Source organism: Nonomuraea sp. AD125B (assembly GCF_041402765.1).
In the GTDB taxonomy this organism is placed as follows: Bacteria; Actinomycetota; Actinomycetes; order Streptosporangiales; family Streptosporangiaceae; genus Nonomuraea; species Nonomuraea bangladeshensis.
On the sequence record NZ_JBGLOU010000005.1, the window covers coordinates 269,797 to 293,682 of the forward strand.

General features: G+C 73.2%; 21 protein-coding genes. 10 read left to right on the plus strand and 11 right to left on the minus strand.

Annotation, left to right across the window (positions count from 1 at the left end; translation table 11 throughout):
• Window positions 1-36: 36 nt before the first annotated feature.
• From ACBR40_RS15760 to ACBR40_RS15790, 7 genes are all read right to left on the minus strand, one after another.
• Window positions 37-486 (minus strand): RICIN domain-containing protein, encoded by a 450-nt coding sequence (locus ACBR40_RS15760; protein ID WP_371249179.1) that lies wholly within the window; start codon window positions 484-486, stop codon window positions 37-39.
• A 633-nt stretch (window positions 487-1,119) separates the two neighbouring features.
• Entirely contained in the window at window positions 1,120-2,301 is a 1,182-nt protein-coding gene (locus ACBR40_RS15765; RefSeq protein ID WP_371249180.1) for a hypothetical protein, read from the minus strand.
• Window positions 2,302-2,444: 143 nt separating this feature from the next.
• Window positions 2,445-2,975: a MauE/DoxX family redox-associated membrane protein gene (locus ACBR40_RS15770; RefSeq protein WP_371249181.1), complete on the minus strand. Its 531-nt coding sequence runs from the start codon at window positions 2,973-2,975 to the stop codon at window positions 2,445-2,447.
• A gap of 6 nt (window positions 2,976-2,981) precedes the next feature.
• Window positions 2,982-3,641 carry a hypothetical protein gene (locus ACBR40_RS15775; RefSeq protein ID WP_344204245.1) on the minus strand — a complete coding sequence of 220 codons (660 nt, stop codon included), beginning with the start codon at window positions 3,639-3,641 and terminating at the stop codon, window positions 2,982-2,984.
• A complete protein-coding gene (locus ACBR40_RS15780; protein WP_371249182.1) occupies window positions 3,638-4,420 on the minus strand; it encodes a hypothetical protein in 783 nt (260 codons plus the stop codon). The genes ACBR40_RS15775 and ACBR40_RS15780 overlap by 4 nt, the downstream gene beginning before the upstream one ends.
• The gene (locus ACBR40_RS15785) at window positions 4,410-5,540 is read right to left on the minus strand and encodes an ATP-grasp domain-containing protein (RefSeq protein ID WP_371249183.1); all 1,131 of its coding nucleotides are present in this window, start codon (window positions 5,538-5,540) and stop codon (window positions 4,410-4,412) included. The genes ACBR40_RS15780 and ACBR40_RS15785 overlap by 11 nt, the downstream gene beginning before the upstream one ends.
• Complete coding sequence (locus tag ACBR40_RS15790; RefSeq protein WP_364458526.1) at window positions 5,537-6,466, minus strand: NAD-dependent epimerase/dehydratase family protein; 930 nt, start codon at window positions 6,464-6,466, stop codon at window positions 5,537-5,539. Before ACBR40_RS15790 ends, ACBR40_RS15785 begins: the two co-directional genes overlap by 4 nt.
• A gap of 166 nt (window positions 6,467-6,632) precedes the next feature.
• Here ACBR40_RS15790 and ACBR40_RS15795 point away from each other — a divergent pair, with 166 nt between their 5' ends.
• Genes ACBR40_RS15795 through ACBR40_RS15815 form a run of 5 tightly spaced genes read left to right on the plus strand, consistent with a single transcriptional unit; the run spans window position 6,633 to window position 11,560 of the window.
• On the plus strand, window positions 6,633-7,670 hold the full coding sequence (locus ACBR40_RS15795) for a hypothetical protein (protein WP_371249184.1): 1,038 nt from the start codon (window positions 6,633-6,635) through the stop codon (window positions 7,668-7,670).
• Window positions 7,655-8,692: a GNAT family N-acetyltransferase gene (locus tag ACBR40_RS15800; protein WP_371249185.1), complete on the plus strand. Its 1,038-nt coding sequence runs from the start codon at window positions 7,655-7,657 to the stop codon at window positions 8,690-8,692. Before ACBR40_RS15795 ends, ACBR40_RS15800 begins: the two co-directional genes overlap by 16 nt.
• Window positions 8,689-9,435: a hypothetical protein gene (locus tag ACBR40_RS15805; protein WP_371249186.1), complete on the plus strand. Its 747-nt coding sequence runs from the start codon at window positions 8,689-8,691 to the stop codon at window positions 9,433-9,435. Before ACBR40_RS15800 ends, ACBR40_RS15805 begins: the two co-directional genes overlap by 4 nt.
• On the plus strand, window positions 9,432-10,610 hold the full coding sequence (locus ACBR40_RS15810; protein WP_371249187.1) for a hypothetical protein: 1,179 nt from the start codon (window positions 9,432-9,434) through the stop codon (window positions 10,608-10,610). The genes ACBR40_RS15805 and ACBR40_RS15810 overlap by 4 nt, the downstream gene beginning before the upstream one ends.
• The gene (locus tag ACBR40_RS15815) at window positions 10,607-11,560 is read left to right on the plus strand and encodes a glycosyltransferase (RefSeq protein ID WP_371249188.1); all 954 of its coding nucleotides are present in this window, start codon (window positions 10,607-10,609) and stop codon (window positions 11,558-11,560) included. The genes ACBR40_RS15810 and ACBR40_RS15815 overlap by 4 nt, the downstream gene beginning before the upstream one ends.
• On the opposite strand, the gene ACBR40_RS15820 is transcribed toward ACBR40_RS15815, so the two are convergent.
• Both ACBR40_RS15820 and ACBR40_RS15825 read right to left on the minus strand, forming a co-directional pair.
• Entirely contained in the window at window positions 11,529-12,761 is a 1,233-nt protein-coding gene (locus tag ACBR40_RS15820) for an NAD(P)-binding domain-containing protein (RefSeq protein WP_371249330.1), read from the minus strand. The two genes, ACBR40_RS15815 and ACBR40_RS15820, sit on opposite strands and share 32 nt — an antisense overlap.
• A gap of 10 nt (window positions 12,762-12,771) precedes the next feature.
• On the minus strand, window positions 12,772-13,320 hold the full coding sequence (locus tag ACBR40_RS15825) for an OsmC family protein (protein WP_344204266.1): 549 nt from the start codon (window positions 13,318-13,320) through the stop codon (window positions 12,772-12,774).
• Between the two features lie 79 nt (window positions 13,321-13,399).
• Between ACBR40_RS15825 and ACBR40_RS15830 the strand changes: the two genes are divergently transcribed.
• The 5 genes from ACBR40_RS15830 to ACBR40_RS15850 all read left to right on the plus strand — a co-directional run bounded on the left by ACBR40_RS15830 (window position 13,400) and on the right by ACBR40_RS15850 (window position 19,980).
• Window positions 13,400-14,602, plus strand: a complete 1,203-nt coding sequence (locus ACBR40_RS15830; protein WP_371249189.1) for a homoserine O-acetyltransferase — start codon at window positions 13,400-13,402, stop codon at window positions 14,600-14,602.
• Window positions 14,603-14,624: 22 nt separating this feature from the next.
• Window positions 14,625-15,974: an O-acetylhomoserine aminocarboxypropyltransferase/cysteine synthase family protein gene (locus ACBR40_RS15835; protein ID WP_364458548.1), complete on the plus strand. Its 1,350-nt coding sequence runs from the start codon at window positions 14,625-14,627 to the stop codon at window positions 15,972-15,974.
• Window positions 15,971-16,453, plus strand: coding sequence for a CoA-binding protein (locus ACBR40_RS15840; protein WP_329581780.1), 483 nt, complete (start codon window positions 15,971-15,973; stop codon window positions 16,451-16,453). Before ACBR40_RS15835 ends, ACBR40_RS15840 begins: the two co-directional genes overlap by 4 nt.
• A 121-nt stretch (window positions 16,454-16,574) precedes the next feature.
• Window positions 16,575-16,769, plus strand: coding sequence for a hypothetical protein (locus tag ACBR40_RS15845; protein ID WP_371249190.1), 195 nt, complete (start codon window positions 16,575-16,577; stop codon window positions 16,767-16,769).
• A gap of 172 nt (window positions 16,770-16,941) precedes the next feature.
• Window positions 16,942-19,980, plus strand: a complete 3,039-nt coding sequence (locus ACBR40_RS15850) for a TIR domain-containing protein (protein ID WP_371249191.1) — start codon at window positions 16,942-16,944, stop codon at window positions 19,978-19,980.
• Here ACBR40_RS15850 and ACBR40_RS15855 read toward each other — a convergent pair whose 3' ends face one another.
• Together ACBR40_RS15855 and ACBR40_RS15860 are read right to left on the minus strand one after the other, a co-directional pair.
• A complete protein-coding gene (locus tag ACBR40_RS15855; protein WP_371249192.1) occupies window positions 19,981-23,124 on the minus strand; it encodes a TIR domain-containing protein in 3,144 nt (1,047 codons plus the stop codon).
• On the minus strand, window positions 23,111-23,797 hold the full coding sequence (locus ACBR40_RS15860) for a hypothetical protein (RefSeq protein WP_371249193.1): 687 nt from the start codon (window positions 23,795-23,797) through the stop codon (window positions 23,111-23,113). The genes ACBR40_RS15855 and ACBR40_RS15860 overlap by 14 nt, the downstream gene beginning before the upstream one ends.
• Window positions 23,798-23,886 lie beyond the last annotated feature (89 nt).

Below are 23,886 nucleotides of genomic sequence, written 5' to 3' on the forward strand. Positions count from 1 at the left end.
GCGCGCGGACGGCACGGACGTGCTGAACCTTGTGAGCTACCAGCCGGCGTCGCTGATGGGCTCCAACCGGAACTTCTCGTTGTCCTGGGTGCCGGGGTCGTACTGGTTCACGCTGGCACCGTAATCGAGGCTGGCGTTCTCGATGGCCAGGACCTTACCCGAATGCTTGACGATGATGCGGACGTAACCGTCGCCGGCGTCGCGCAGCTCGAACTTCTCGTTGTCCTGGGTGCCGAAGTCGTACTGGTTCAGGCTGGCACCGTAATCGAGGCTGGCGTTCTCGATGGCCAGCACTTTGCCCGAATGCTTGACGATAATCCGGACATAGCCGCCGCCGGCGTCGCGCAGCTCGAACTTCTCGTTGTCCTGGGCGCCGGAGTCGTACTGGTTCAGGCTGGCACCGTCCTTGAGGCTGGCGTTCTCGATGGCCAGCACCTTGCCCGAATGCTTGACGATCAGCCGGACTCGCGTCGGGAAAGGAGCCATGGCTACCTCCTTGGTAGGGGAATCGGGGGCAGGGCCCTGACGCACGCCGGGCGGCGCGGCCCTGCCCGTGGTCACCACATTGAGCCGGTCGACGCTCAAGGGCGAATACCGGCATAGCGGCTAAGAAAACCCGTGGTGAGTTGCCGAACCACGGCTATTTGCCCCTGCCGGAGCAGGCGGCGACGGCGCCATAACAACCCTCGCGGCGGGGGCAGAACTTTATCGGCCGACGTGGGCGCCTGAACTTCCAGGAGCATCCATAATTGGTGGGGATGAATCGGCCTCTGACTATCAGCGCCTTGCTGGAAAGCGCCGACAGGATCACGGGGCGGGCGCGATTTCGAAGGTTAATGCGCCCTCGACGTCGATCGCCGACCGTGGCTGCCTACTGATCAGGGTTTATGACAGCAGGAATGGCCATTTTCATCCCCTCCAGTCGACGATCGAGGCGGCGGCGCTTCGTTCGTCTCTATGAAACTTGATAGCGGGCGGGAAATCACCCTCCAGCCATGACCACATCCGGACAGGATTCAAGCCTCCGCCGCTTGGTCCTCAGCTCGTCCGGAGTTTTAATTTGGTTTCCTTGGCTTTTGGGCGACGTATACATAGGCCCATTGCTCGCGTTGGCCCGTGTCAGCACCAGGTCAGGGTGGAGTTGTTGCGGGTGACGTTGCTGATCGTGTTGTTGCTGCCCGTGCAGGGGCTCCAGCGGATGTTGGTGTTGCTGACCGTCAAGTTCTGGAACCTGATGCCCGACGACGGCGGGAACTCCGTACGGGCCGCGATCCTGACCTCGCCGCCCCCGCTGATCGTGCCGGACACGCCGGCGATGACGACGTTGTAGCAGTTCTCCACCAGGACCGAGTTGTTGCCTGTGTTGGCGATGTCCACCCGGTCGATGGTGGCGCCGCCGCTCTCGGAGACGCAGAAGACGCCCCGGCCGCCGCCGCGCGCCTTGACCGTGCCGACGCGGATGTTGTTCGGGTAGGAGCTGCCGATCCGGCCGTTGCGGTTGGCCATGCGGAAGGCGGCGTAGCCGGTGCCGGCGCCGGCGTTGTCGGCGTCCACGGTGCCGACCGTGGCGTTGACGGTCTGGTTGAGCAGCAGCCCGGACTCGCCGACGTCGCGCGCGGTCACGGTGCCGACGGTGAGGCCGTCCACGCCGTACGTCTCCATGGCGTGCGAGCTCGCTTCCTGGACGTACACGTTGTCGACCCGGACGTTGCGGGTCCACTGGCTGGTGTCGCCGCGGTTGTCGATGCGTACGCCGAGGCCCGCGCCGAGCCGCATGTCGAGCTGGCCGAGCCAGACGTTGGTGACGTTGCGCAGGAAGATGCCGTAGACCGGGGTGCCGGTGACGTTGAGGTAGGGGACCTCGATGTTCGTGGTGCCGCGGGAGTAGACGGGCGCGTAGTCGCCGGAGCCCGAGCCGGTGACGTTGATGGTGCCGCACACCGACAGTGACGTGTAGCTGGGCAGGGAGATCCGGGTGCCGGCGCTCATGGTGCCGTTGCCGCGCACCACGACCCGCTGGATGGAGGTGCGCCCGGCCGTGAGGCTGCCGATACCGGCCTGGACGGCGGCCCGGAAGTCGGTGCCGCTGTAGACGGTGCCGCCGGCGCTGTCGCGGGCGGTCCAGGTGCTGCCGCTGACCGTGACCTGCGACTGGAAGGCGCCGTCGCCGCACGCGGCGGCGGACGCCGGGGTCACGCCGGGCACGACCGCGGCTCCGGCGGCGCCCAGCAGCACGGCGAGGGCGGCGGCGATCCGGTGCCGGCGCCTGGGCGAGGGTGACGAGGGGGTGACCGCTGTCATGACATCCTCCGGTGGGGTGTTGGCACGGCAAGAGAGCCGCGCATCACCGCCGAGGCGCGCCTCCGTCCCTAAAACGTTTGAATAGCGGTGACGCGGGTGTCAAGCGGCCTGTCAGGTTGTTGCAGCGAGCGTGCAGCCCTGGTTCAGCGGCCGGGAGGGGGCGCGAAGAGCGCGGCGAGGTCGTCGGCGAACACGGCCGGGAGGGCGAGCAGCGCGCCGCCCGCGACCGCCAGCGTCACGCCCGCCGGGTGCGGCTGCTCGGGGCCTCCGGCCAGGACGGCCGCCGCGCCGGCGACGGCCAGCGCGGCCAGGGCGAGGTTGCGTACGAGGTGCAGGCGGCCGAGCGGCGACGGCGTCATGCCGAAGCAGCGGCAGGAGGCGCGGACGCCGGCGCGCAGCGCCCGCCCGATCCCTGCGGAGAAGGCCAGCAGGACGGCGGCGGCCAGGGCGAGCCCGGCGGTCGCCGTGCGCTCCACGGCCAGCAGGACGACGACGGCGCACTCGGCGGCGACCACCACTGCGGGGAGCACGGCCGCTCCCCGTCGCAGCGGGACGAGCTCCGGCACCGACCGCCGGAACGCCTCGTACGCCGCCCGTCCGCGCACCTTGCCGATCACCGCCACCAGGAAGACGAGCCCCAGCGCGCAGCGCGCGGTCAGCGCGAGATAGTCCATCTGCGGTCAGGCGGCCGGCTGCCGGTCGCGCCGCCGGGAGAGGCGGCGGAAGAGGCTGCGCGGCAGGAACAGGACGAGCAGCGCCGCCACGACGTGCGCGGCGATGAAGGCGTACGCCTCGGCCTTGGTGGCCGGATGGCCGATCCGCACGGTGATGTGGTCCGCCCACGCCCACACCTCGGGGATCCCGTCGAGCCGGCGGTTCATCGAGACCGCCACCAGGTCCTCCAGCCCGGACACGTGCAGGATCGACATGGCCGCCCCCGTACGCAGCACGCCCTCCCGCGACCCGCCGCCGATCCGGTACGCCACCAGCAGCGCGACGATGAGGAACGGCACGAACACCACGACGTGCAGGTAGAGGTCCTCGAAGGTGCCCGATCCGTCCTCGATGTCCATCGCCCTGATGAAGGTGGCGGGCACGAAGTACAGCAGGAACCCCAGGAAGAGCGCGGGAAGGGCGATCAGGTGCAGGCGTAGCCGGCGGGCCGTCTCCACGTCCAGCCAGGCGACCGCGACGATGGCGGCCAGTTGCGGGGTGAGCTTCACGAGGAAGCCCCAGAGGGTGGTGATGTCCTGCTCGTACGGCAGGACGAAACGGACCAGCCCGGCCAGTGCGACGGCCACGACGCCCATCACGAGCGTCACCAGGTTGGCTCTGATCACGGTAGGACTCCAAGGATCGGGGCGCCGTGGACGGGGCAGCGTCCGAGCGTGGCGGCGCCGTCGGGCACCACGTCGACCAGGACGGGCCTGCGCCTGCGCAGCGCGGTGACGGCCGGCGCGCCGTCCGCCGTCGTCCGCGCGTGGAAGCGCCGCCACAGCAGGTGAAGGTGGCCGCACCGGGCGCGTGCGGCGTAGTAACCGAGATGCGGGTCATGAGCCAGCTCCGCGTCGCCGCGCAGGCCGGCGCGGATCAGCACGCGGGTCTCGATCCCGGCGAGCGCGGGCAGGAACTCGGCCACGGCGTCACGCTCGCCGACCAGGACCGCCCGCCCGGCGCCGGCGGCGAGGCGGAGCGCGGGCTCGTTGAGCTCGCGCCGACGCCGCTCGTTCCTGACCTTGGCGCCCGCGGCCAGCAGCACGCCGTAGCGCTGGAACGGGCCGAGCGCGCGCCGGTCGAGCACCGCGGGACCCACCTCCAGCACGGGCGCCCGCCCGCGTACGCCGGCCGTGCGGAGTGCGGCCCGCAGGTCGGCGGCGGGGCCGATCCACAGGCTGGGCTCCGCGCCCGCGTCGTACGGCGCGCCGAACGGGCACAGCCGGTGCAACTGCCCCGCGAGGTCCGCGCTGGGCGTGGGCTCGGGCTCGGCGAGCTCGCGCCCCGCCCGTACCCACTGGTCCCGGTAGAAGGGCACGCGGGCGAAGGCCGTCCGGACGGCCCGCCGGTAGGCCAGCCGCCACAGGACGCCGGGGAACCCGCCCGGCGACGCGCTAGCGGACATCTATCCTGATCAGCGCGTCGAGGTCGGGCGGCTCGCGGTCCACGACGTACCCCAGCTTGGCCCGGCACTCGGTGTAGGGCACGACGTGGTCGCCGGGCTTGGCCACCACGACCACCTCGGCGCCGTCCGGCAGCGACTCCAGCCCGTCGATGGAGACGAGCGTCCCCTCCGCGGGGGCGCGCAGCACCCGTACGTGGGCGGGGACGCGCCGGGCCGGGGTCAGGTCGGGACGCTCGCCGATCGCGAGGCGCACGGTGGCCTCGACCGTGTCGACGCCGTGCATGAGCCCGAGGGCCTCGCCCAGCCCGTTGCCGCCGATCCGCGCGCCCATCTCGACGAGGGTGACCTGCCCGCCGTCCACGAACAGATCGACGTTGAGCGGGCCGTCGCGGTAGCCGAGGTCGGCGCAGACGCGTTCGAGCTGCCGGACGACCTCCTTCTCCAGGACGTCGTCGGCGGGCGCCATGTCGTGGCCGACCGCCACCACGGCGGGCGGCGCCGTGACGCGCCTGCTCAGCCCGAGCAGGGCGATCCTGCCGTCCTGGAGCATGGCCTCGGCGCAGAGGTCCTCGCCGGTCAGCAGCTCCTCGATGAGGGCCCGCCCGGTCGGGGAGACCTCCTTGGCGTGCGCGATCGCCGCCGGCAGCTCGCCGGGCTCGCGGCAGATCGTGATGCCGCGCGAGCTGCCGGAGTCCACGGGCTTGACGATGACCGGCAGCGGCGGCCGGAGCGCGGAGTCCGCGTCGCCTGCGCAGTAACGGGGACCGGGCAGGCCCAGCCGTTCGCACACCTCGCGGAAGAAGAGCTTGTCCGTCGAGGCGCGCAGCGTCGCGTCCGTCAGTCCGCACGGCAGGCCGAGCAGGCGGGCCAGCTCGACCAGCGACGGGAGGTTGATGTCGCTGCCGGGGGCGAGCAGCCCGGCCAGGCCGTCGCGGTCGCGCAGGGCGGCCGCGACGGCGGGGACGTCGCGGGTGCTGAGGTGCAGGAACTCGTCGGCCTCGGCGACGCCGGGCGCGTCCTGCCGCATGTCCACGCAGATGGTGGCCAGGCCCAGCCGCCGGGCGGCGCGGAAGGCACTGACCGTGCCGTCCGAGCCGCCCAGGATGACCAGGCGCCTCATCGCGGCGGGCTCCAGTGCGTGCCGCGGCTCTCGATGAACCAGTCGACGGTCTTGGCCATGCCCTCGGGCAGCGAGACGAGCGTGGCGGGGTCGATGCCGACCGAGCGCAGCGTCTGCGGGTCGGCGGTGACGGCGGTCTCCGGGGTCTCGCCCGGCCGCATGGGCAGGTCGACGATCGGGACGCGGTCGTAGCCGCGGTCCACGCACATGTCGATGATCATCTCGGCGACGGCGCGGATGCTGGTGGACTCGGCGGGGCCGACCTCGACGACGTGCTTGAGCGGGCCCTGCTCGGCCGCGGTCTCCAGCGCCGAGACGAGGCCCCGCGCGACGTCGCCGACCCAGACCATGTCGGAGATCTGGGCGCCGCCCCCGTAGAGCTCGACCGGCATGCCGGACAGCGCGCGGCAGACGACGGCGGGGGTGATCTTGCGGACCTTGCCGGGCGCGAACGGCGGCGCGGCCATCTGCCGCGGCCCGTAGGCGTTGACGACCCTGACCTGGTTGACGCGGGTGCCCCGGTGGGCGTTGAACATGCGCACGAAGCGCTCGACGGCGGTCTTGGAGATGGAGTAGCTGTTGTCCATCCAGTGGTTGCCGACGCAGATGTAGACGCCGGGCAGGTCGTACTGGGCGACGGCTTCGAGGAAGTTGAGGCCGCCGACGAGGTTGGTCTCGGCGGCGGGGCGCGGGTTGTCGATCGTCTCCTGGGTCCCGAGCACGGCCGCCAGGTGGATGATCGCGTCGGCGTGGGCGGCCAGCTCGACCATGGCCGTGGCGTCCCTGATGTCGCCGAGCATGAACTCGTACGTGCCCGTGCCGCGCTGGCGATGGTCGAAGACGATGGGAGTGTGGCCGCGGGCGGCTAACTCCTCGCATACGTACTGTCCGATGAAACCGTTGCCCCCGGTGACGCCTACTTTCATGCTTTCCCCTGGTCAGTGCCGTGCGCTGCGGTGGTGCGCGGGCGGATGATGCGGAGCGCCCGATCGTGGACGCGGCGCTGATCAAATCAGACATATACTGCGATCGTTTATCTCAAATGACTCTGTTGCAGATTCGTTGTATTACGTGTCAGTCAAGGACGTACCGGTGAGGTTCGACTTCTTCCAGCCCGGCCGCGACCCCGAACCCGCCGGCTGGGAGGACTTCCGTCGCGACAGGGAGCTCACGGCGATCTGGTCGTACGACGTGATCCGCGCCTCCTTCGACGGCTCCTGGGCCCGGCCGGTGCTGTGCGTGGCCCGCGACGGTGAGCGCGTGGTCGGCGCCGTCGGCGCGCTCCGGTCGGGCCGGGGGCCGTTCCTGCTCGACGTACGCCTGCCCGCCCACTCCAACGGCCCCACCTGGGTCCTGCCGGACGGCGATGAGGGCCGCGCGGTCATCAGGGGCTTCGAACGGGCCGCCCGCGCGGAGTTCGGCCCGTGGCTGGCCGGGGTCGTCTACCGCATGGTCACCGAGCCCGCCCTGCCGCTGGTGGCCAGGCGCGGCGCGGTCGTCCGCCCCTCCCCCGGCACGACCCTGTTACCCCTGCGCTGGACGTCCGCCGACGGCTGGCTCGGCACGCTGAGCGGCAGCCGCCGCGCCTCGCTGCGCCGCCAGGCCCGGCGGATCGAGCAGGACGGCACGCTGCGCGTCGTGACCGGCGCCGGGCGCACCGACCTCGACCCCGCCGAGCTCGCCGACCTCCACGAGCGCCAGGCCGTCAGGATCACCTCGCGCCCCGCGCCCGCCAAGGGCCCGGCCGCTCTCGCCGGGCGGCTCCTCGCCCGGCCGGCCGCCGCGTTCGACCGCCGCCTGTCGCTGCCCGCCGCCTACTTCGCCGAGCTGATCCCCCGCGACGACGTCTGGACCGTCTCCTACCACGACGGCGACCGGCTGATCGGCCTCGCCGTCGTCTACGACCACCCGGTCACCCCGATGTACGGGCCGTTCGCGGCGCTGACCCCCGCCGAGGGCGGGCGCAAGGACCTCTTCTTCTACAGCTACACCCGGATCGTCGCGCACGCGGTGGCCGGCAAGGCCGAGAGCCTGTACGCCGGACGCGGCTTCGTTGACGAGAAACGCTCCCTGGGGTTCGAATACCTCCCCATGAGACTCGTGGCGGTGCCCCGGTGGGCGCTCGGATGAAGGTGGAGCTGCTGGATCCCCGGCACGACCCGGAGCCCGGCGACTGGGAGGAGTTACGCCGGGCCGCGGGGCAGCGGGTGACCTGGCGCTGGGACCTGCTGCGCGCCTACGCCTGGGCCGCCCAGGCCCCCGTCGTGCTGGCCGTGCTGCGGCGCGACGGGCGGGCGGCGGGCGCGGTGGCGGCCTCGCTGCGCGCCCCAAGGCTGCGGCGCGGCCGGTACGCCGGCCCCCGGCGCTCCCCCGCGGGCCGGTACGCCGGCCTCCGCCGCTCCCCCGCGGGCGTCGTGGACGTGCACGCGCCCGGCAACCGCTCCCAGAAGGGCTGGTGGTGGCGGGACGGGCACGACCCCGAGCTCCTGACCGCCTACCTCCGCGCGGTGCGCCGCGCGCTCGGCCCCGGCTGGCGGAGCACCGTCTGGCGCGAGGTGTCGGAGGGAGAGGACGCGCTGCTGCCCGGCCCGCTCCGGCTGCGCATCCCCACCGCGCCGCTCGCCAGGCTGGCCCTGCCCTGGCCGCGCCTGGACGACTGGTACGCCGTGCTCGACCCGCGCCGCCGCGACTCCCTGCGCAGGCGCGCGAAGACGTTCGCCGCCGAGCTGTCGGTGCGCGTCGGCCCGGCCCGCGACCTGGTCGGCGCGGACGAGGCCGCCCGCCTGCGCGCCGAGAACGACCTCAAGCACCGCAGCAGGCTCTCGCCCGCCCCGCCGCTCCCCCTGCCCTACCTGGAGACGCTGATCGGCAGCGGCGAGAGCGTCGCGCTCACCTACCGGGACGGGGGGCGGCTGCTCGGCCTGTCGCTCATCCTCGACCACCCCGACTGGCCCGTCTGCCTGAGCTGGGGGGCCGTCCCGCCCGAGGAGGGCGGCCGCAAGCACCTCTACTTCGACGGGTACGTCCGCATGATCGAATGGGCCATCCGGTCCGGCAGGCGCGGGCTGGTGCTCGGCAAGGGCCAGGCCGAGGTCAAGCGCGACCTGGGCGCCGAGCTGCGGCCCTCCTCCGCCCTGGCGGTGCCGCTGTGAAGGGGGCCGTCGCGGTGCGCTGCGTGCAGTGCGGCGACCCGCACCCCGTACGGCTGCGCGGGCGGCGCCGGTCGTGCCGCTCCTGCGGGGCCGTGTTCAGGGCGGCGCCGGTCGTGCCCCGGTCCGTGGCCGGTGATCCGCTGGAGCCGTACCTGCCGGCCCGGATGATCCGCTGGATCCGCGACAACGACGACGACTCCCCTCCGGACCGGGCGGCCATGACCCGCTGGTACCGGGAGTTCGACGCGCTGGTGGAGCGGGCCAGGACCGACGAGAGCGCCGCCGGGCTGCTGGCGGAGGTCAGCGAGGTCCCGGCCGGCGACCTGCCCGCCAAGCCCGTCGCCTTCGCCCAGGTGTGCGCGGCCCTGCACGCCACCTGCTACGACCTGCGGCTGGCCCGGGTGCGGCTCGCGCCGGACGACCCGTGGGCGGCCGAGCGGCTGGGGCACGTACGGGCCTGGTTCGCCGGGCCGGGCCGCGAGGCCACGTGGGTGGCCGCGCCGCCGGCCGCCGCGCCGGACCCGGCGGCGGTGCGGAAGCTGCTCCCCCTGCCCGAGCGCTTCGAGTCCGGCCCGCTGCGGACGTTCTTCGCCGCGCTGTTCCAGGTGGAGAGAGGGCCCTCGCCGACCGGCGTGCTGGACCGCTTCGGCGCCGAGGCGGTCGAGGACGCCCTGCGGGCCCACCTGCGGGACGGCTCGTACCCGCTGCGCGAGCGCGTGATCGCCGACCTGGACGCGGGATGACCGCCGTCTCCCACCGCGTCGGCCTGTCCCGGCTGACGACGCTGCTGGCCGGCCGGGCCGTCTTCCGTCTCATGCTGTACGGCTCGGCGGCCCTGCTCGCCCTCGCCTGGAACCGCCCCGACTTCAACGCCTACGCGGCGGTGATGGGCGCGGTCGGCTGGCTGTGCATGGTCGTGCAGTCCGGCGGCGAGAAGGCGGCGCTGAAGCTCATCCCGCGGGCCCGCCGCACCCGCGACGACCTCACCGGGATGCTGCGCGCGCTGGTCGCCTACGTGCCGCTGCCGCCCGCGCTCGCGGCCGTGACCGCGCTGGCGCTCGCCCCGGACGCGCGGGTCACGCTCTACCTGCTGGGCGTCGCCTACTACGTGGGGCTGGGCTGCGGCATGCTGGGCGTGGCCCTGCACCGCGCGCTCGGCCACTACACCCGCGACACCGTGCACTTCGCCGTGCTGGGCGTCGGGATGGGCACGATGGCGGCGCTGGCGTTCCTGGCGGGGATCGGGCCCGCCGGCTACCTGACCGGGCTGCTGGCGCTGGTCACCGCGCTCAACGTCGCGCTGCTGCCGGGGCTGCCGCGCGTGCGGCGGCCCCGGCCGGGGGCGCGCCGCGTGCTGGCCGGGACCGTGCTGCTGATGGGCGCGGCCGACGTCATGAACAACGCGATGATCGGCGCGCTGTTCGTGGAGCTGGCGCTGAGCCCGTACGCGGCCCACAGCGGAGACCTCTACCTGGTGACGCTCGGCTGGGGCTTCGCGCTGTCGATCCTCTACACCGTGCAGCGCATCTACCAGCCGCAGCTCTCGCTGCGCGTGGCGGGCGGCGGCGTGGCGGGGGCGCGGGTGCTCGCCCGGCGCATGGCCGGGCTCGCCGCGCTGGGCGCGGCCCTGTGGCTGCTGATCGCCGGGGTCGTGCTGGCCGCGTGGGGGGTGGACGGGCCGGTCGCGCTCGCCGTGCTCGCCCTCACCCTGCTGCCGATGCAGGCGCTGGCGAGCGGCGCCACGTTCGTGGTCGAGCACACGAACCTGCGGGCCAACGCCAGGGCGGTCGTCGTCGCCCTGGCCGCCGTCGCCGGGCTGGGCGTGGTGGCGATCTCCCTGGCCGGGGCGGCCGGGGCCGTGTACGCGCTGGGGGCGAACCCGCTCGTCCTCGGCCTGGCATTGTGGAGGGCGCGATGACGGGCGCACCGACTGGCGCACCGACCGGACTGACCGTGCTCGTCCCCTGCTTCAACGAGGGCGCGCAGGTCGAGGTGGCCTACCGGGAGCTGACGGCGGAGCTGGCCGCGATCGAGGACCTGGAGATCCTCTTCGTGGACGACGGCAGCACCGACGACTCCCTCCCCCGCATCCGGGCGCTCGCCGAGACCGACCCGCGGGTGCGTTATCTGTCCTTCACCCGCAATTTCGGCATCGAGGCCGTCATGGCGGCCGGGTTCCGGCACGCCGGGCAGCCGTGGACCGTCCAGTGCGACGCCGACCTTCAGGTCCCGCCGTCGCAGATCTGGCGGCTGCTCGACGGCGCGGCCGGCGGCCGCTACGACGTCGTCTTCGGCCGCCGGGTGCGGCGGCGCGACCCGCTCGTGCGCAGGCTCGGCTCGGCCGGGATGCACTGGGCGGCGCGGGCGGTGTTCCGCATCGAGATGCCCAGAGGGGCGTCCACCTTCCGGCTCGTCCGCACGCCCGTCGCCCGCACGATCATGGACCTGCGGCTGCCGTGGTTCATGGCCGCGGTGCCGCTGGTGGGGGCGCGGCACACCTTGGTCGAGGTCAGTCATCGCGAACGCGACGCCGGCCGGTCCAAGCTGCGGCTGGCCCGGCTGGCGGGGCACTCCTTCGAGCTGTTCTTCGGGTTCTCCTGGCGGCCGTTGAACGTCGTCTACCTGCTGGCGGCGCTGGGCCTGGTCGCCGCGGCGCTGGGGCTGCCGGGCGCGCACCTGCTGGTGCCGGCGGTGACGCTGGCCGCCGTGGCGGTGGTCGGCCGCTACGTCCACCGCCTCGCGCCGCCCCGGCCCGCGTACTACGTCCGCGAGGCGAACGTGCCGCTGCGGCCCGAGGACACCCTCTTCCAGGGCGCCCCCACCCCGCCGCCGCCGCTCAGGCCAGGTGCCGCGCCAGGTGGGCGATGACCTCGCGGGCGTCGTCCTCGATGCCGTGGATGAACGTGGACCTGCGCCGGCGCAGCAGGGGCAGGCCCAGCGCGTACAGGCCGGGGCTGTCGGCCACGCCGCCGTCGTGGCGCAGCCGGCCCTTCGCGTCGAGCACCGGCACGTCGAGCCAGCGGTAGTCGGGCCGGAAGCCGGTGGCCCACACGATCGTGCGGATCTCCCCGCTGCCCAGGTCGAGCTGCCAGCGCGCCGACTCGGGCACCCGGGTCGGCGCGAACCGCTCGGGCGGGCCGACCTCGCCGTCCCTGCCGTGCTCGCGGGCCCACGTGTCGAACGTGTCCAGCAGCCGCTCCAGTTTGAGGTCAGCCAGCGAGAACACGTTGCGCAGCCCGCCGGAGAACAGCGCCCGGCCGTCCCGCACGCCCGCCCAGCGGCCCACGAGCTCGACGCCCATCGCGGTGAGCGCGTTGAGGTCGAGCGTCGTGCGCTCGGGCGTGCCCACGAGCTGGGGCGAGGGCAGCCGCCTGGCGCGTTCCAGGTCCTCGACCTCGTCGTGGCGCTGGTCCCACACGCCGGAGGCGTCCATCCACCAGAGCACGTCGCGCCCCCGGTAGGTGCGCGGCATGCGGACGTGCTCCCCCACCGAGAGCGTCACCGGCCGGCCCGAGGCGCGCAGCTCGGCGGCCAGTTGCACGCCGGTGGCCGACGCCCCGACGACGAGCACGCCGCCCTCGGGGAGCCGGCCGGGCTCGCGGTAGTCGAACGGCGTCAGCTGCCGCACCGACGCCGGCACCGCCTCGCTGAAGGCCGGCACCGCCGGCAGGTTGCACGCCCCGGTCGCGACGACCACCGTCCGGCAGGCGATCTCGCCGTGGCCGGTGGTCACCAGGTAGCCGTCGCCGTCGCGCCGGACGGACGTGACGGCCGTGCCGGTCCGTACGGGCGAGCCGGAGAGCGCGGCGAAGCGCTCGATGAGCTGCGTCACCTCCTTCGTGGTCATGTAGCCGTCGGGGTCCGGGCCTTCGTAGGCGAGGCCCGGCAGGCGGCTCTGCCAGTTGGGGGTGAGCAGCCGGAAGGAGTCCCATCGTTCGCGGCGCCAGGAGTTGGCCACCTCGCCGCGCTCGATCACGACGTGGTCGATCGAGCGCGCGGTGAGGAAGTGGCTGGCGGCGAGGCCCGCGTGCCCCGCCCCGATGACGACCGTCGTGACCCGCTCGGTGATGGCTCGGCCCTCAGGCGACTTCGACGGTGACGTTCGTCGGGTTCGTCAGGGCGTCGAACACCGCCGAGCGCTTCTGGGACTGGGCCACCAGGGCCTCGATGTCCTGCCGCGAGGCGTCCGCGTCGATCTCGAACGTCACCTTGATGTCGTCGAAGCCGTTGCGCACGTCGCTGTCGGCGCCCAGGATGCCGCGGATGTCGTGGGTGCCTTCGAGCCGCGCCTCGACCGAGCGGAGCTGGATGCCGCGGTTCTGGGCGACGGAGGCGACGCCGGCCGTCAGGCAGCTCGCCAGGCCGACGAGCAGGTACTCGATCGGCGTGATGCCGTTGTCCTCGGCCGCGAAGACCTCGGGGTGATCGGCGTCGAACACCGCCTCGCTGCGGTGGGAACGCTCCTCCCCGAGCCCGAAGAACTCCTTGACCGTCGTCGTGCTGTGCACGCCGTTCCGCCAGGTGCTGGAGGCCCGCCAGACGAACCGCGCGGCGTCGGGCGCGTCCTTCAGCGCCTCGCGCGCGTCCAGCAGCGCCTGCACGTTCACGCCGTTGGAGACCGTGGTCATACCTTCCGCCCTTCGCTCACTACCCGCTATTCCGGTAGGTATTTGACCATACACCGGGCGTGGCGGCTACCATAAGCCCATGTCGCAGCCAGCCAGGACCCTCGCCGGCTCCGTGGGCGCTGTCGAGACCCGCTACCTCGACCTGCCCCGGCCCGTGCGGCTCGACTGCGGCCGCGACCTGCATCCGGTCCGGGTGGCGTACGAGACCTACGGCACCCTGTCGCCCCGGCGCGACAACGTCATCCTGGTCTGCCACGCCCTCAGCGGCGACGCCCACGCGGCGGGCGTGTCCGCGGCGCCGGCCGAGGCGGGCACCCGCGACGGGTTCGGCGCCGAGGAGCGCGACGGCGCGGGCGGCAAGGCGCTCGGCTGGTGGGACGGCATGATCGGCCCCGGCAAGGCGTTCGACACCGACCGGTTCTTCGTCGTCTCCACGAACCTGCTCGGCGGCTGCCGCGGCACGACGGGCCCGTCCTCGGTGGACCCGGCGACGGGCCGGCCTTACGGGCCGGACTTCCCGGTCATCACGGTCGCCGACATGGTCCGGACCCAGCGCGCGTTCCTCGACGCCCTCGGCGTCGAACGGCTCGCCGCGGTCGCCGGCGGCTCGCTCGGCGGGATGCAGGCGCTCGAATGGGCGGTGCGCTACCCCGGCCAGGTGGACGCCGTCGTCGCCATCGCCAGCACGCACGCACTCCACCCGCAGGGCGTGGCCTGGAACGCGATCGCCCGCGAGTCGATCCTGCGCGACCCGGCCTGGCAGGGCGGCCGCTACTACGGCACCGGCCGCGCCCCCGACGCCGGCATGGGCGTCGGGCGCATGGTCGGCCACATCACCTACCTGTCCGGGCCCGCGCTCAGCGAGAAGTTCGGCCGGCGGCTCCAGCACGCCGACGACCTGCGCTACACCATCACCGAGCCGGAGTTCGAGGTGGAGAGCTATCTGCGCCACCAGGCCGACGCCTTCGTCAAGCGCTTCGACGCCAACACCTACCTCTATCTCTCGCGCGCCCTGACGTACTTCGACCTCGCCCGGCGGCACGGCGGCGGCTCGCTCGCGCGGGCGCTGGCCGGCGTCGAGGCGCGGACGCTGCTCATCGCCTTCAGCTCCGACTGGCTCTACCCGCCGTCGGCCTCGGAGGAGATCGAGCGGGCGCTGCGGGCCGCCGGCAAGCCGGTGTCGTACGAGCTGATCGACGCCCCGTACGGGCACGACTGCTTCCTGCTCGAAGAGGCGCGGCAGACTCCCATCATCCGCCGGTTCCTCGGCGGAGCCGGATGACAGCGAGGAAGAGGTTCTTCTCGTGACCGACCAGTCCCCCCGCGACCTCCCCCGGGCCGAACAGGCCCGCGAGTTCGGCTTCGAGACCCGGCAGCTGCACGCCGGGCAGCGGCCCGACCCCAACACGGGCGCGCGGGCGGTGCCGATCTTCCAGACCACCAGCTACGTCTTCGAGGACCCCGAGTCCGCGGCGGCGTACTTCAACCTCCAGGAGTACGGGAACACGTACTCGCGGATCATGAACCCGACCGTCGCGGTGTTCGAGGAGCGGGTGGCCAACCTGGAGGGCGGCAGTGGCGCGGTGGCCTTCGCCAGCGGCATCGCCGCGCAGGCCGCCGCGCTCTTCACGCTGCTCCAGCCCGGCGACCACGTCGTGTCGTCCTCGGCCCTCTACGGCGGGACCGTCAACCAGCTCAAGCACCTGCTGCGCAAGATGGGCGTGGAGCTGACGTGGGTGGACCCGGACGACCCGGACGCCTGGCGGCAGGCGGTGCGGCCCGCCACCAAGGCGTTCTTCGCCGAGACGATCGGCAACCCGGCCGGCAACGTGCTCGACATCGAGACCGTGGCGGCCGTCGCGCACGAGCACGGGCTGCCGCTCGTCGTGGACAACACGTTCGCGACGCCCTACCTCTGCCGGCCGATCGAGTGGGGCGCCGACATCGTGGTCCACTCGGCGACCAAGTTCATCGGCGGCCACGGCACCAGCATCGGCGGGGTGGTCGTGGAGGCGGGCACGTTCGACTGGTCCAACGGGCGCTTCCCGGTGGTCGCCGATCCGTCGCCGGCCTACCACGGGCTGCGTTTCCACGAGACGTTCGGCGAGTACGGCTACTTGATGAAGCTGCGCGCCGAGACCCTGCGCGACCTCGGCGCGGCGCTGTCGCCGTTCAACGCCTTCCTGCTTCTCCAGGGACTGGAGACGCTGTCGCTGCGGATGGACCGGCACGTCGAGAACGCGCGGGCGGTCGCGGCCTTCCTCGACGGGCACGAGCTGGCCTCCAACGTGACCTATCCCGGCCTGCCGGGCGCGAAGTACGCGCCCCTGGTGGAGAAGTACCTGCCGCGCGGCGCGGGCGCGGTGTTCTCCTTCGACTGCGCGGGCGGCCGGGCCGGCGGGCAGGGCCTCATCGGCGGCCTGACGCTCTGGTCGCACCTGGCGAACGTCGGCGACGCCAAGAGCCTGGTCATCCACCCGGCCAGCACGACGCACCGCCAGCTCGGCGACGACGAGCTGCGGGCGGCCGGCGTCGGGCCCGGCACGGTGCGGCTGTCGGTCGGCACCGAGTCGGTCGCGGACCTCATCTGGGACCTGGAACAGGGCTTCGCCCGCGTCGGCGCGGCGATCGGGAAGAAGGCGGGGACGGCATGACCGAGCTCGGACGCTACCAGGACCCGCTGACGATCCAGCGGGTGCTCCACTCGACCAGGACGATCGCGATCGTCGGCCTGTCCGGCAACGAGCTGCGGGCCAGCCATTTCGTCGGCTACTACCTCAAGCGGCACGGCTACCGGGTGATCCCGGTCAACCCGCGCGAGAAGGAGATCCTCGGCGAGCCCAGCTACCCCAGCCTGCTCGACGTGCCGGTGCCGGTCGACCTGGTGAACGTCTTCCGCGCCCCCGACGCGCTGCCGGACCTCGCGCGGGAGACCGTGTCGATCCGGGCCGCCGCCCTCTGGTGCCAGTTCGGCGTGATCAACGAGGAGGGCGCGCGGATCGCCGAGGACGGCGGCGTGACCGTGATCATGGACCGCTGCCTGAAGGTGGAGCACGCGCGGTATGTGGGGCGGATGCACTGGCTCGGCTTCAACACCCGCCGCATCACCTCGGTCCGCTCGGGGCTCCAATAGCCGCGATGTTCAAGAATCACATCCCCGCGGATCACGATTATCAGTCCGGGCGGATGATTATCACGCTTGAATAATTTTCGCGTTGTTGCACGTCGGGGCGCCCATACGGGACTGTCTCGTCATGACAAATGACGACAAGGAAGAGGATGACGCGCCGAGCGTGGCGTCCGAATTCGGACGGACGGTCCGGGACGCCCTGGAAAGCAAAGCCCGGACCGTCCGCTTGTGCCTCATACTCGCCGTTCTCGGGACGAGTATGACCATCCCGCTGTTCATCCTCCTGATCGCCCTCAGGACGGTCGCCGGCGGGAACTGAAAGCAGCCTCCCAAGAGGCAGGAGCGCCCTTCGTCACCGGGCGGAAGATCCTCCTCCCTTGGGAGGCTTTTCTCCTCCTGAATGGCAGCGATCCGCCGAAAGTGGATAATCCTCTACCTGAGCAGTCGAACACCGTATCGGGGCGTCCACCAGTCTTCCCGAAAGGACGGTCATGGGGCCGGACGAGTACGACGTCTTCCTCAGTTACGCCGGCGACGACCGGGAGCAGGCGCGCGCCCTGGAGGACGCGCTGCGCGGGGCGAAGGTGCGCGGCCGGCCCCTGCGCGTCTTCCGCGACGAACGGTCGATCGGCCATCACGAGAGCATCACCAGGAAGATCACCGAGGGCGTGCTGCGGTCGGCCGTCCTGCTCGCCTACTACTCGCGGGCCTATCCGACGCGACCGGCCTGCCAGCTTGAGCTGACGTTCGCGTTCCTGCTGGCGCAGCGGAGCCGTACGGTGCGGGGACGCCTCCTCGTGGTCAACCCCGAGGACGGCTCGGACCACATCGAGCCCGTCGAGTTACGCGACCTGAAGTACCGGAGGCCGCCCGCCTCCGAGCCCGAACGCCGGCGCTTCGCCGAGGAGGTGGCCGAGCGGGTGGCGGCGCTGTCCGGCCCGCTCGGCGCGGCGGCGAGCGCCGAGCCGCCTCATTGGTGGCCGGGCGAGCCGCTGCCCGACCGCGAGGCCGTCCATCGGTACGCCGAGCTGTGGCGCCTGCACTCGGCCCTGCACGCGGGCACGTCCGCGCTCGTCGCGCCGGGGCCTCGCATGGGCGTGGCGGTGGTCTCCGGGCTGCCGGGGAGCGGCAAGACCACGCTGGCCGCCCAGTACGCCCAGGAGTTCGCCGCCGCCTTCCCCGGCGGCGTGCACTGGTTCACCCTCGACCCCGAGAAGACGAGCCCCGACCTGCTGCTCGACTACCGCCGCCTGGTGCGCGACATGGCCGTCGCCACCGGGATCCCACTCGCCGGCGTGCCCGACGACCGCCTCCTCCCGCACGTCGCCGCCCATTTCAGGGGGCGGGCGGAGCCAGCGCTGTGGATCGTCGACCAGCTTCCCGCCGGGATCTCCGACGAGACCGTCCGGAAGCTGCTGATCCCATCCCGGTACGTACGCACGATCCTGACCTGCCAGGAGGACCGCTTCACCGACCTCGGCGGCCCCGTACGGCTGGGCGGCCTGACGGAGGCCGAAGGGCTCGCCCTGCTCAGGGACGCGTACGGGCCCGGGGAGGAGGCCGAGGCCGCCGCGCTCGTCCGCGACCTGAGCGGACATCCGCACGACCTCCGCATGGCGGGCGCGGAACTGCGGACGGGCCGCGGCATGATCTCGCTGGCCGAGTACCGCCACCAGGTCGCGGGCAAGGCGGACAGCGTGCTGGCGGACATCCTGCGCGAGCTGGACATCCCGGCCTGGACGGTGCTCGGCCTGGCGTCGTTCCTCGCGCCGGCCCCGCTCCCGCGAGCCCTGCTGAGCCGCGCGGCGGCACTGCTGCACGGCTGGAGCAGGCAGGAGACGCAGGAACGGCTGCTGCCCGCCCTGGAGTCACTGACCCGCCGGTGCCTCGTCGCGGCGGCGGGCGAGTGCATGTCGGTGCACGCGCGCGTGCTGCGCGCCGTGCCGGAGCCGGCCCGGCGCGGCTGCCTGCCCGCGGCGGCCCGCGCCGTCGCCGAACACCTGACCGCGCCGGAGCCGGGGCCTGAGATCGTGGCACACGCACGTCACCTGGTCACCCTGGAGGACCTACCCGCCGACGTCGCCGAGACCCTGCTGTCCAGGCTGGCCGCGCTCGACGAACGGTCGTCGAACCTCGTGTCCGCAGCCAGGCACGCACGGGACCTCACGGCCCGGCTGCGCGAACACCACGGCGACGACGCCCCACGCACCCGCGCCGCCGCCGCCCGCGCCGCCCTGCTCCTCGTAACCGTCGCCGACTACGCCCCGGCCGCCGACCTGGCCCGTCTCGCCCTCCCCGACCCACCGCCCACCCCGAAATCCGACCCTCCCCGACCCGCCGACCCGACCCTCGCCGCCGACCCCTCGTCCACCCCCACGCCCGACCCAACCCATGCCGCCGGCCCCCCGTCCGCCCCGGCCTGCGCCACCGAGCTTCCGTCCACTCCCACGCCCGGCCCGGCCCGCGCCACCGGCCTCCCGGGCGCGGCGCCTGGCGAGGACCCTGACGAGGTGCGGGCGGCCTCCCTGCACGCGCTCGCCGCCGCGCTCAACGGCATGGGCGAGTACGCGGAGGCGGAGCCGTACTGGTGCCGGCTGGAAGAGCTGCTGCCCGGGATGCCCGCCGGTCGGGCCGACCGGATGCGTATCGATCGGGCGCGGGCGCTGCGGCAGCGGGGCCGGTTGGCGGCCGCGGCCGCCGTGCTGGCCCAGGTCACCGTCCCCGACCTGCCGCAACGGCACTTGGAGGAGGCACTGCTGCACGGGCTGACCAGCCGCCCCGGCGTGGCCAGGGCGGCGGCGGAGAAGGCCCTCGCCAGTTTCGGACGCGCCGGCCTGGCGCAGCACCCCCTCGCCTACGAGGCGGCCGTGGCGCTGGTGGACGCCGAGCTCGCGGCGTTCGCGCACCGGCCGGCCCCGTTCGGCAAGGTGGACCGGGAGCAGCTCGCCCGGATGAGGACGCTCTGCGAGGAGTACGAGCGCAGCCTGGGCCCCTCGAACCCGCTCACCCTGAGCGCCCAGGTGGGCTACGGCATCAACCTGGCGGGCTGGCAGGACGCCGCGGCGGGCCGGGCCGTGCTGGAGGCGGCGGACGAGCAGGCCCGCACCGTCCTGGGCGAGCTGCACCCCATCAGGCTGCGCATCCGCTACGGCCTGAGTTGCGCCGCCATGCGGGCGCTCGACTTCCCGCTCGCCGCCGATCTCGCGGGCCGGGCGTACGACGGCCAGCGGCTGGTGCTCGGCGAGCGGCACCCCGACACTCTGAAGTCGCTGCTGCAGCTCGGCATAGCCCGCTACAACACACGGGACGGCGACGACGCCGAGGCCCGCGAGCTGATCAGCGAGGCCCGGCGCGGCCTGAGCGAGGTCCACGGCCTGTGGCACGACGAAGTGGTGCGGGGCTACATCGCGGAGGTCTTCGGCGCGCTGCCCCGGCCGCTGTTCGACGGGATGATGCAGGCGACGAACCTCGCCACGGCCGCCCCGGCCAGGCTGCGCCGCGCGCTGAAGGGCCTGCTCGGCCGGGAGTGATCACGCCCCTCGCCCGCAGGCGGGCCTCCGGTCGCCGTCCGGCAGGAACCTGGCCCATTCCGCGGGGGTCAGCTCCCGTCCGGCGATGGTGCAGGCGACGCGGATCAGCTCGTCGGGGTCGACGGGCCAGCGGCTCACCGATCCGTCGTCGGTGAGCACCATGAGGTTCCTGCCGTCCGCGGTGAAGAGGGGCTGCGGATCGTCGGCGAGGTCGTCGAAGGGCAGGGGCTCGCCGACGGGTTCCAAGGTGCGGGTGTCCCACAGCCGCAGGGGCTCCTCGGTGGTCATGAGGGTGCCGTCCGGGCTGACGGTGGCGTTGCCGTTGCCGGTGCGGAGACTGCGGCGCACCGCGCAGGACTCGGGGTCCACGAATCGTACGGTCCGGTCGCCGGAGTTGAGCACGAGCGTGTGCTCGTCAGGGGTGAAGGACACCGCGCCGGTGGCCAGGGTGTAGTCGCCGGCCTGCCGGTCACAACCGCCGCCGGGCGCGCCGGAGGCTACGTCCCAGACGCGGAGCTGCGTCGTGCTGAGGCTGGCCGCCAGCCGGTTCCCCTCCTGGTCGAGCGCGATCTCCGGGTAGACGGCGGAGCTGGTCAGGCCAGCTGGCTGGGCGAAGTCGGGCAGGAGGATCCGCGCCACGGCAGCACCGGTGCCGGTCTCGTGAACCGTCGCCGTGTAACGGCCGGTCTTCGGATCGGCCAGCGTCCTGGCCAGTCGGCGGCCGTCGCCGCTGAAGACCACCCGGGTGCCGACGTCGTACGGAAATGCCAGCACGACCCTCGCCTCGGCGACGGACCAGAGCACGTACTGGTTGTCCAGGTCCGCCAGCAGGTGCTCGCCACCGGGGGAGATCCGCAGGCCGGACGCGCCGCGCAGGTCGGGGACGGGCACGTCCGTGCCGGTCCGCAGGTCGCGCCGCCACACGCCCTCGCTCGCGTCGATGTGGTACAAGGTGACGCCGTCATCGCTCAGCTCGGGTGCGTCGTCCGTGCGCGGCGCGGTCGGCACGTCGGCGGGCCGCAGCGCGGACGCCACGTCCCAGACCACGGCCGCGCCCTCGCCGCCGACCCCCACGAGGCGGCGTCCGGAAGGGTCGAACATCGCGTTGTAGATCACGTCCGGCTCGCCGGGCAGCGAGATCAGCCGCGGTTCCGGCGCGTTCAGGTCGATCAGGCGGACGTCGTCACCGGACAGGGCGACGAGGCCGCCGTCCGGGGCGACTTCCGTGCCCCATGCGTCGGTCTCGGCCGAGGTGATGAACTCGTCGGTGAGGAGGTCCACGACGACGATGGGCGTGTCGCGGATCAACGCGCGCCGGTCGCCGCCCCCGAAGACCACGTCGTCCCCGCGCTTCGTCCAGCGCGTACGGCCGGTGCGCGCGTCCAGCAGCGTCTGGAGGCTGGCGTTGTCCTTGGAGTCGGCCGCGACGAGGAAGGCGCCGGTAGGGCTGAAGGTGAGCGCGGGATCGGATCCGGGGACCCGCCGGGCACGGCTGAGCACCTTGCCGTCGCCGGTGGCGACCACGACCAGCGCGCCGTCCGCCGTCCAGGCGGCAGCCCGGTCGCCGGACGGGGACACGGCCACGGCGACCGGGCGGCCCGGCAGGCCGAGCCGCCACCGGCGTCCGCCGCCGGCCGCGTCGTAGCCGGCCAGGCCGTCCAGCTTCGTGCCCTCCGCGAGGACGATGCGACGGCCCAGCAGATGGGCGTGGGCGTACCGGCCGGACATCCTGGCCGTCACCGTGCGCTTCGAGCGCGGGTCCCACACGACCGGCGTGCCGGACGGGTCCTTGCCGAACACCCGCCCGCTCCGCCGGTCCACCTCGAACAGCGTGCCCGCGCGCCGCCCCACCACCCGGCCGCTCAGCAGGTCCACGAACGCGACCGTGCCGGGCGCGGAGGACGCGGCGGCGATCCTGTGGTCGGCGGTGACGTCCATCGGCGCGTCGCCGGTCCACACCAGGCGGGCCGGCTCGGCGGCGAGGTTCCACAGCAGGACGCGGCCCCCGTCCTCCTCCGCGGCGAGGTGGCGGCCGTCCGGGCCGAAGGCCAGCCGCCGTACGTTCGCGAGCTGCTCGAAGGGGCTGCGCAGGACGCGGGCCGTGCCGCCGGTGAGGTCCCACACGTAGATCCGCCCGTCGGCGGGCGCGCCGGCGTCGCCCGCCTCGGAGTACCTGGAGGCCGCCATCCTGCGCCCGTCGGGGCTGATCGCGAGCGTCTGCAGGTGGAAGGGGATCGGGTCGCCCGGCCGGATGCGCGGGAACGTGAGCACCCCGCGCATCGCCTCGTGCACCGTCGTGACGAGGCTGCCGCGGGCGGCGGCGGTCCCCTCCGTACGCCAGGCGTGCACGGCCAGCAGCAGCGCCCGGTCCAGGTTGCCGTCCCGGTCGGCGAGCGCCTGGCCGGCGAGGTAGCGGGACGTCGCCTGGCGCAGATTGGCCAGCGCCTCCTCAGCGCGCAGCGCGGCGATCACCGCCGCCGCCGCCGTGGACGCGGCCAGCACGGCGAGCGCGGTCACGGCCGCGGCGGTCACCCGGCGGGTCTTGCGGTGCTGGCGTACGTCCTCGCCGTCGAGCTCGTCCGGATCCCTGCCGTGCAGGGGCGCGGCGAGCTGCACCAGGCAGCCGCGGAACCGCTCGTTGCGCAGGTCGCGCTGGTCCTCCTCGGCCGCCCAGCGCAGATCGACCCAGAGCGGCTGGTGAGGGTGGACGTCGCGGAGCGCGGGCGGCAGCGCCGAGGAACGTTCCACGTCGAAGTCACCGGCGTTCTTGTCCCAGACGAGCGAGCCGCCGCACAGGACCAGCCGCAGCGTGTCCACGCTCTTGTGCGTCAGCCAGTAGCGGATCTCGTCGTCCACCCAGGCCGACCCGGCGGCCTGCGGCGAGAGGAACACGATGAGGAAGCGGGAGGCGGCCAGCGCGTCCTCGATCGCCGGACGCAGCCCGGGGCTCGCCGGCAGGCTGGACTGGTCGCGGAAGATCCGTAAGGCCCGCAGCCGGTACCAGGGCCGGGCCAGGCGGTGCAGGCCGTCGCGCACGGCCTTCACCAGGTGGGAGTCCGGCTCCCAGGCATAGGACAGGAAGGCGTCGTACCGGTGCGCGGACGGCGGTTCCGGCCGCTGCTCCGCCCGTTCATCGTCCGGCACCGGCCATCGCCTCCGGATCGCTCACCCCGGCCAGCTCGCCGAAGCCCATCGCGTAGTCCTGGATGCGGCGCTGCACCTGCCGCAGCTCGGCGCGGCAGGCGACGTTGTCCGGCCACGCCGACTCGGGCGCGTCCGGATGCGCCTGCTCGTACTCGCGCAGCCGGGGGTGCCACTTCGACAGGAAGGGCCGCAGCTCCTGGTTGAGCATGGTGATCGCGAGCTGCTCGACCGTACGGCCGCCGGGGGCGGGCACCGACGGCCGGCTCGCTTTCAGCGTGTCGCGTACGGTGGCGAACAGGCCGTAGAGCGAGGAGAGCGCCTCCCGCGTCAGGCCCTCGTCGTCGTCCAGCGGCTGCGTGGACACGCGGGTCGTGGTCTCCACGAACAGCTTCCATGCGACGTCGCGGCTCTCGTTGTTGACCACGAACGTCAGCTCGCTCACCTGCGGGAGCGACAGCTTCACCTCGGTCAGCCGGGCCGACCGGTTGTAGATCTGGATCACCACGACGCCCGCCATCCCCGCCACCGCTCCGGCGGTGACGTAGAGGCCGCGCCCGCCGATGCGCGTCAACTCGAAGATCACCAGACCGGCCAGCGCACCGACGACGGCCGCCGCGGCCACGCGCACGATTCGCCCGCGCGGCAGACGGGTTCGGGGGGTCTTCACCGCCACGAAGCGACTCTACATTCGGCGTCTTCTGACAGCCAGACGATCGGCGCCCGAGGTCCGGCTCGTTCTGCCAAGAACGCGGCCTGCCGTCG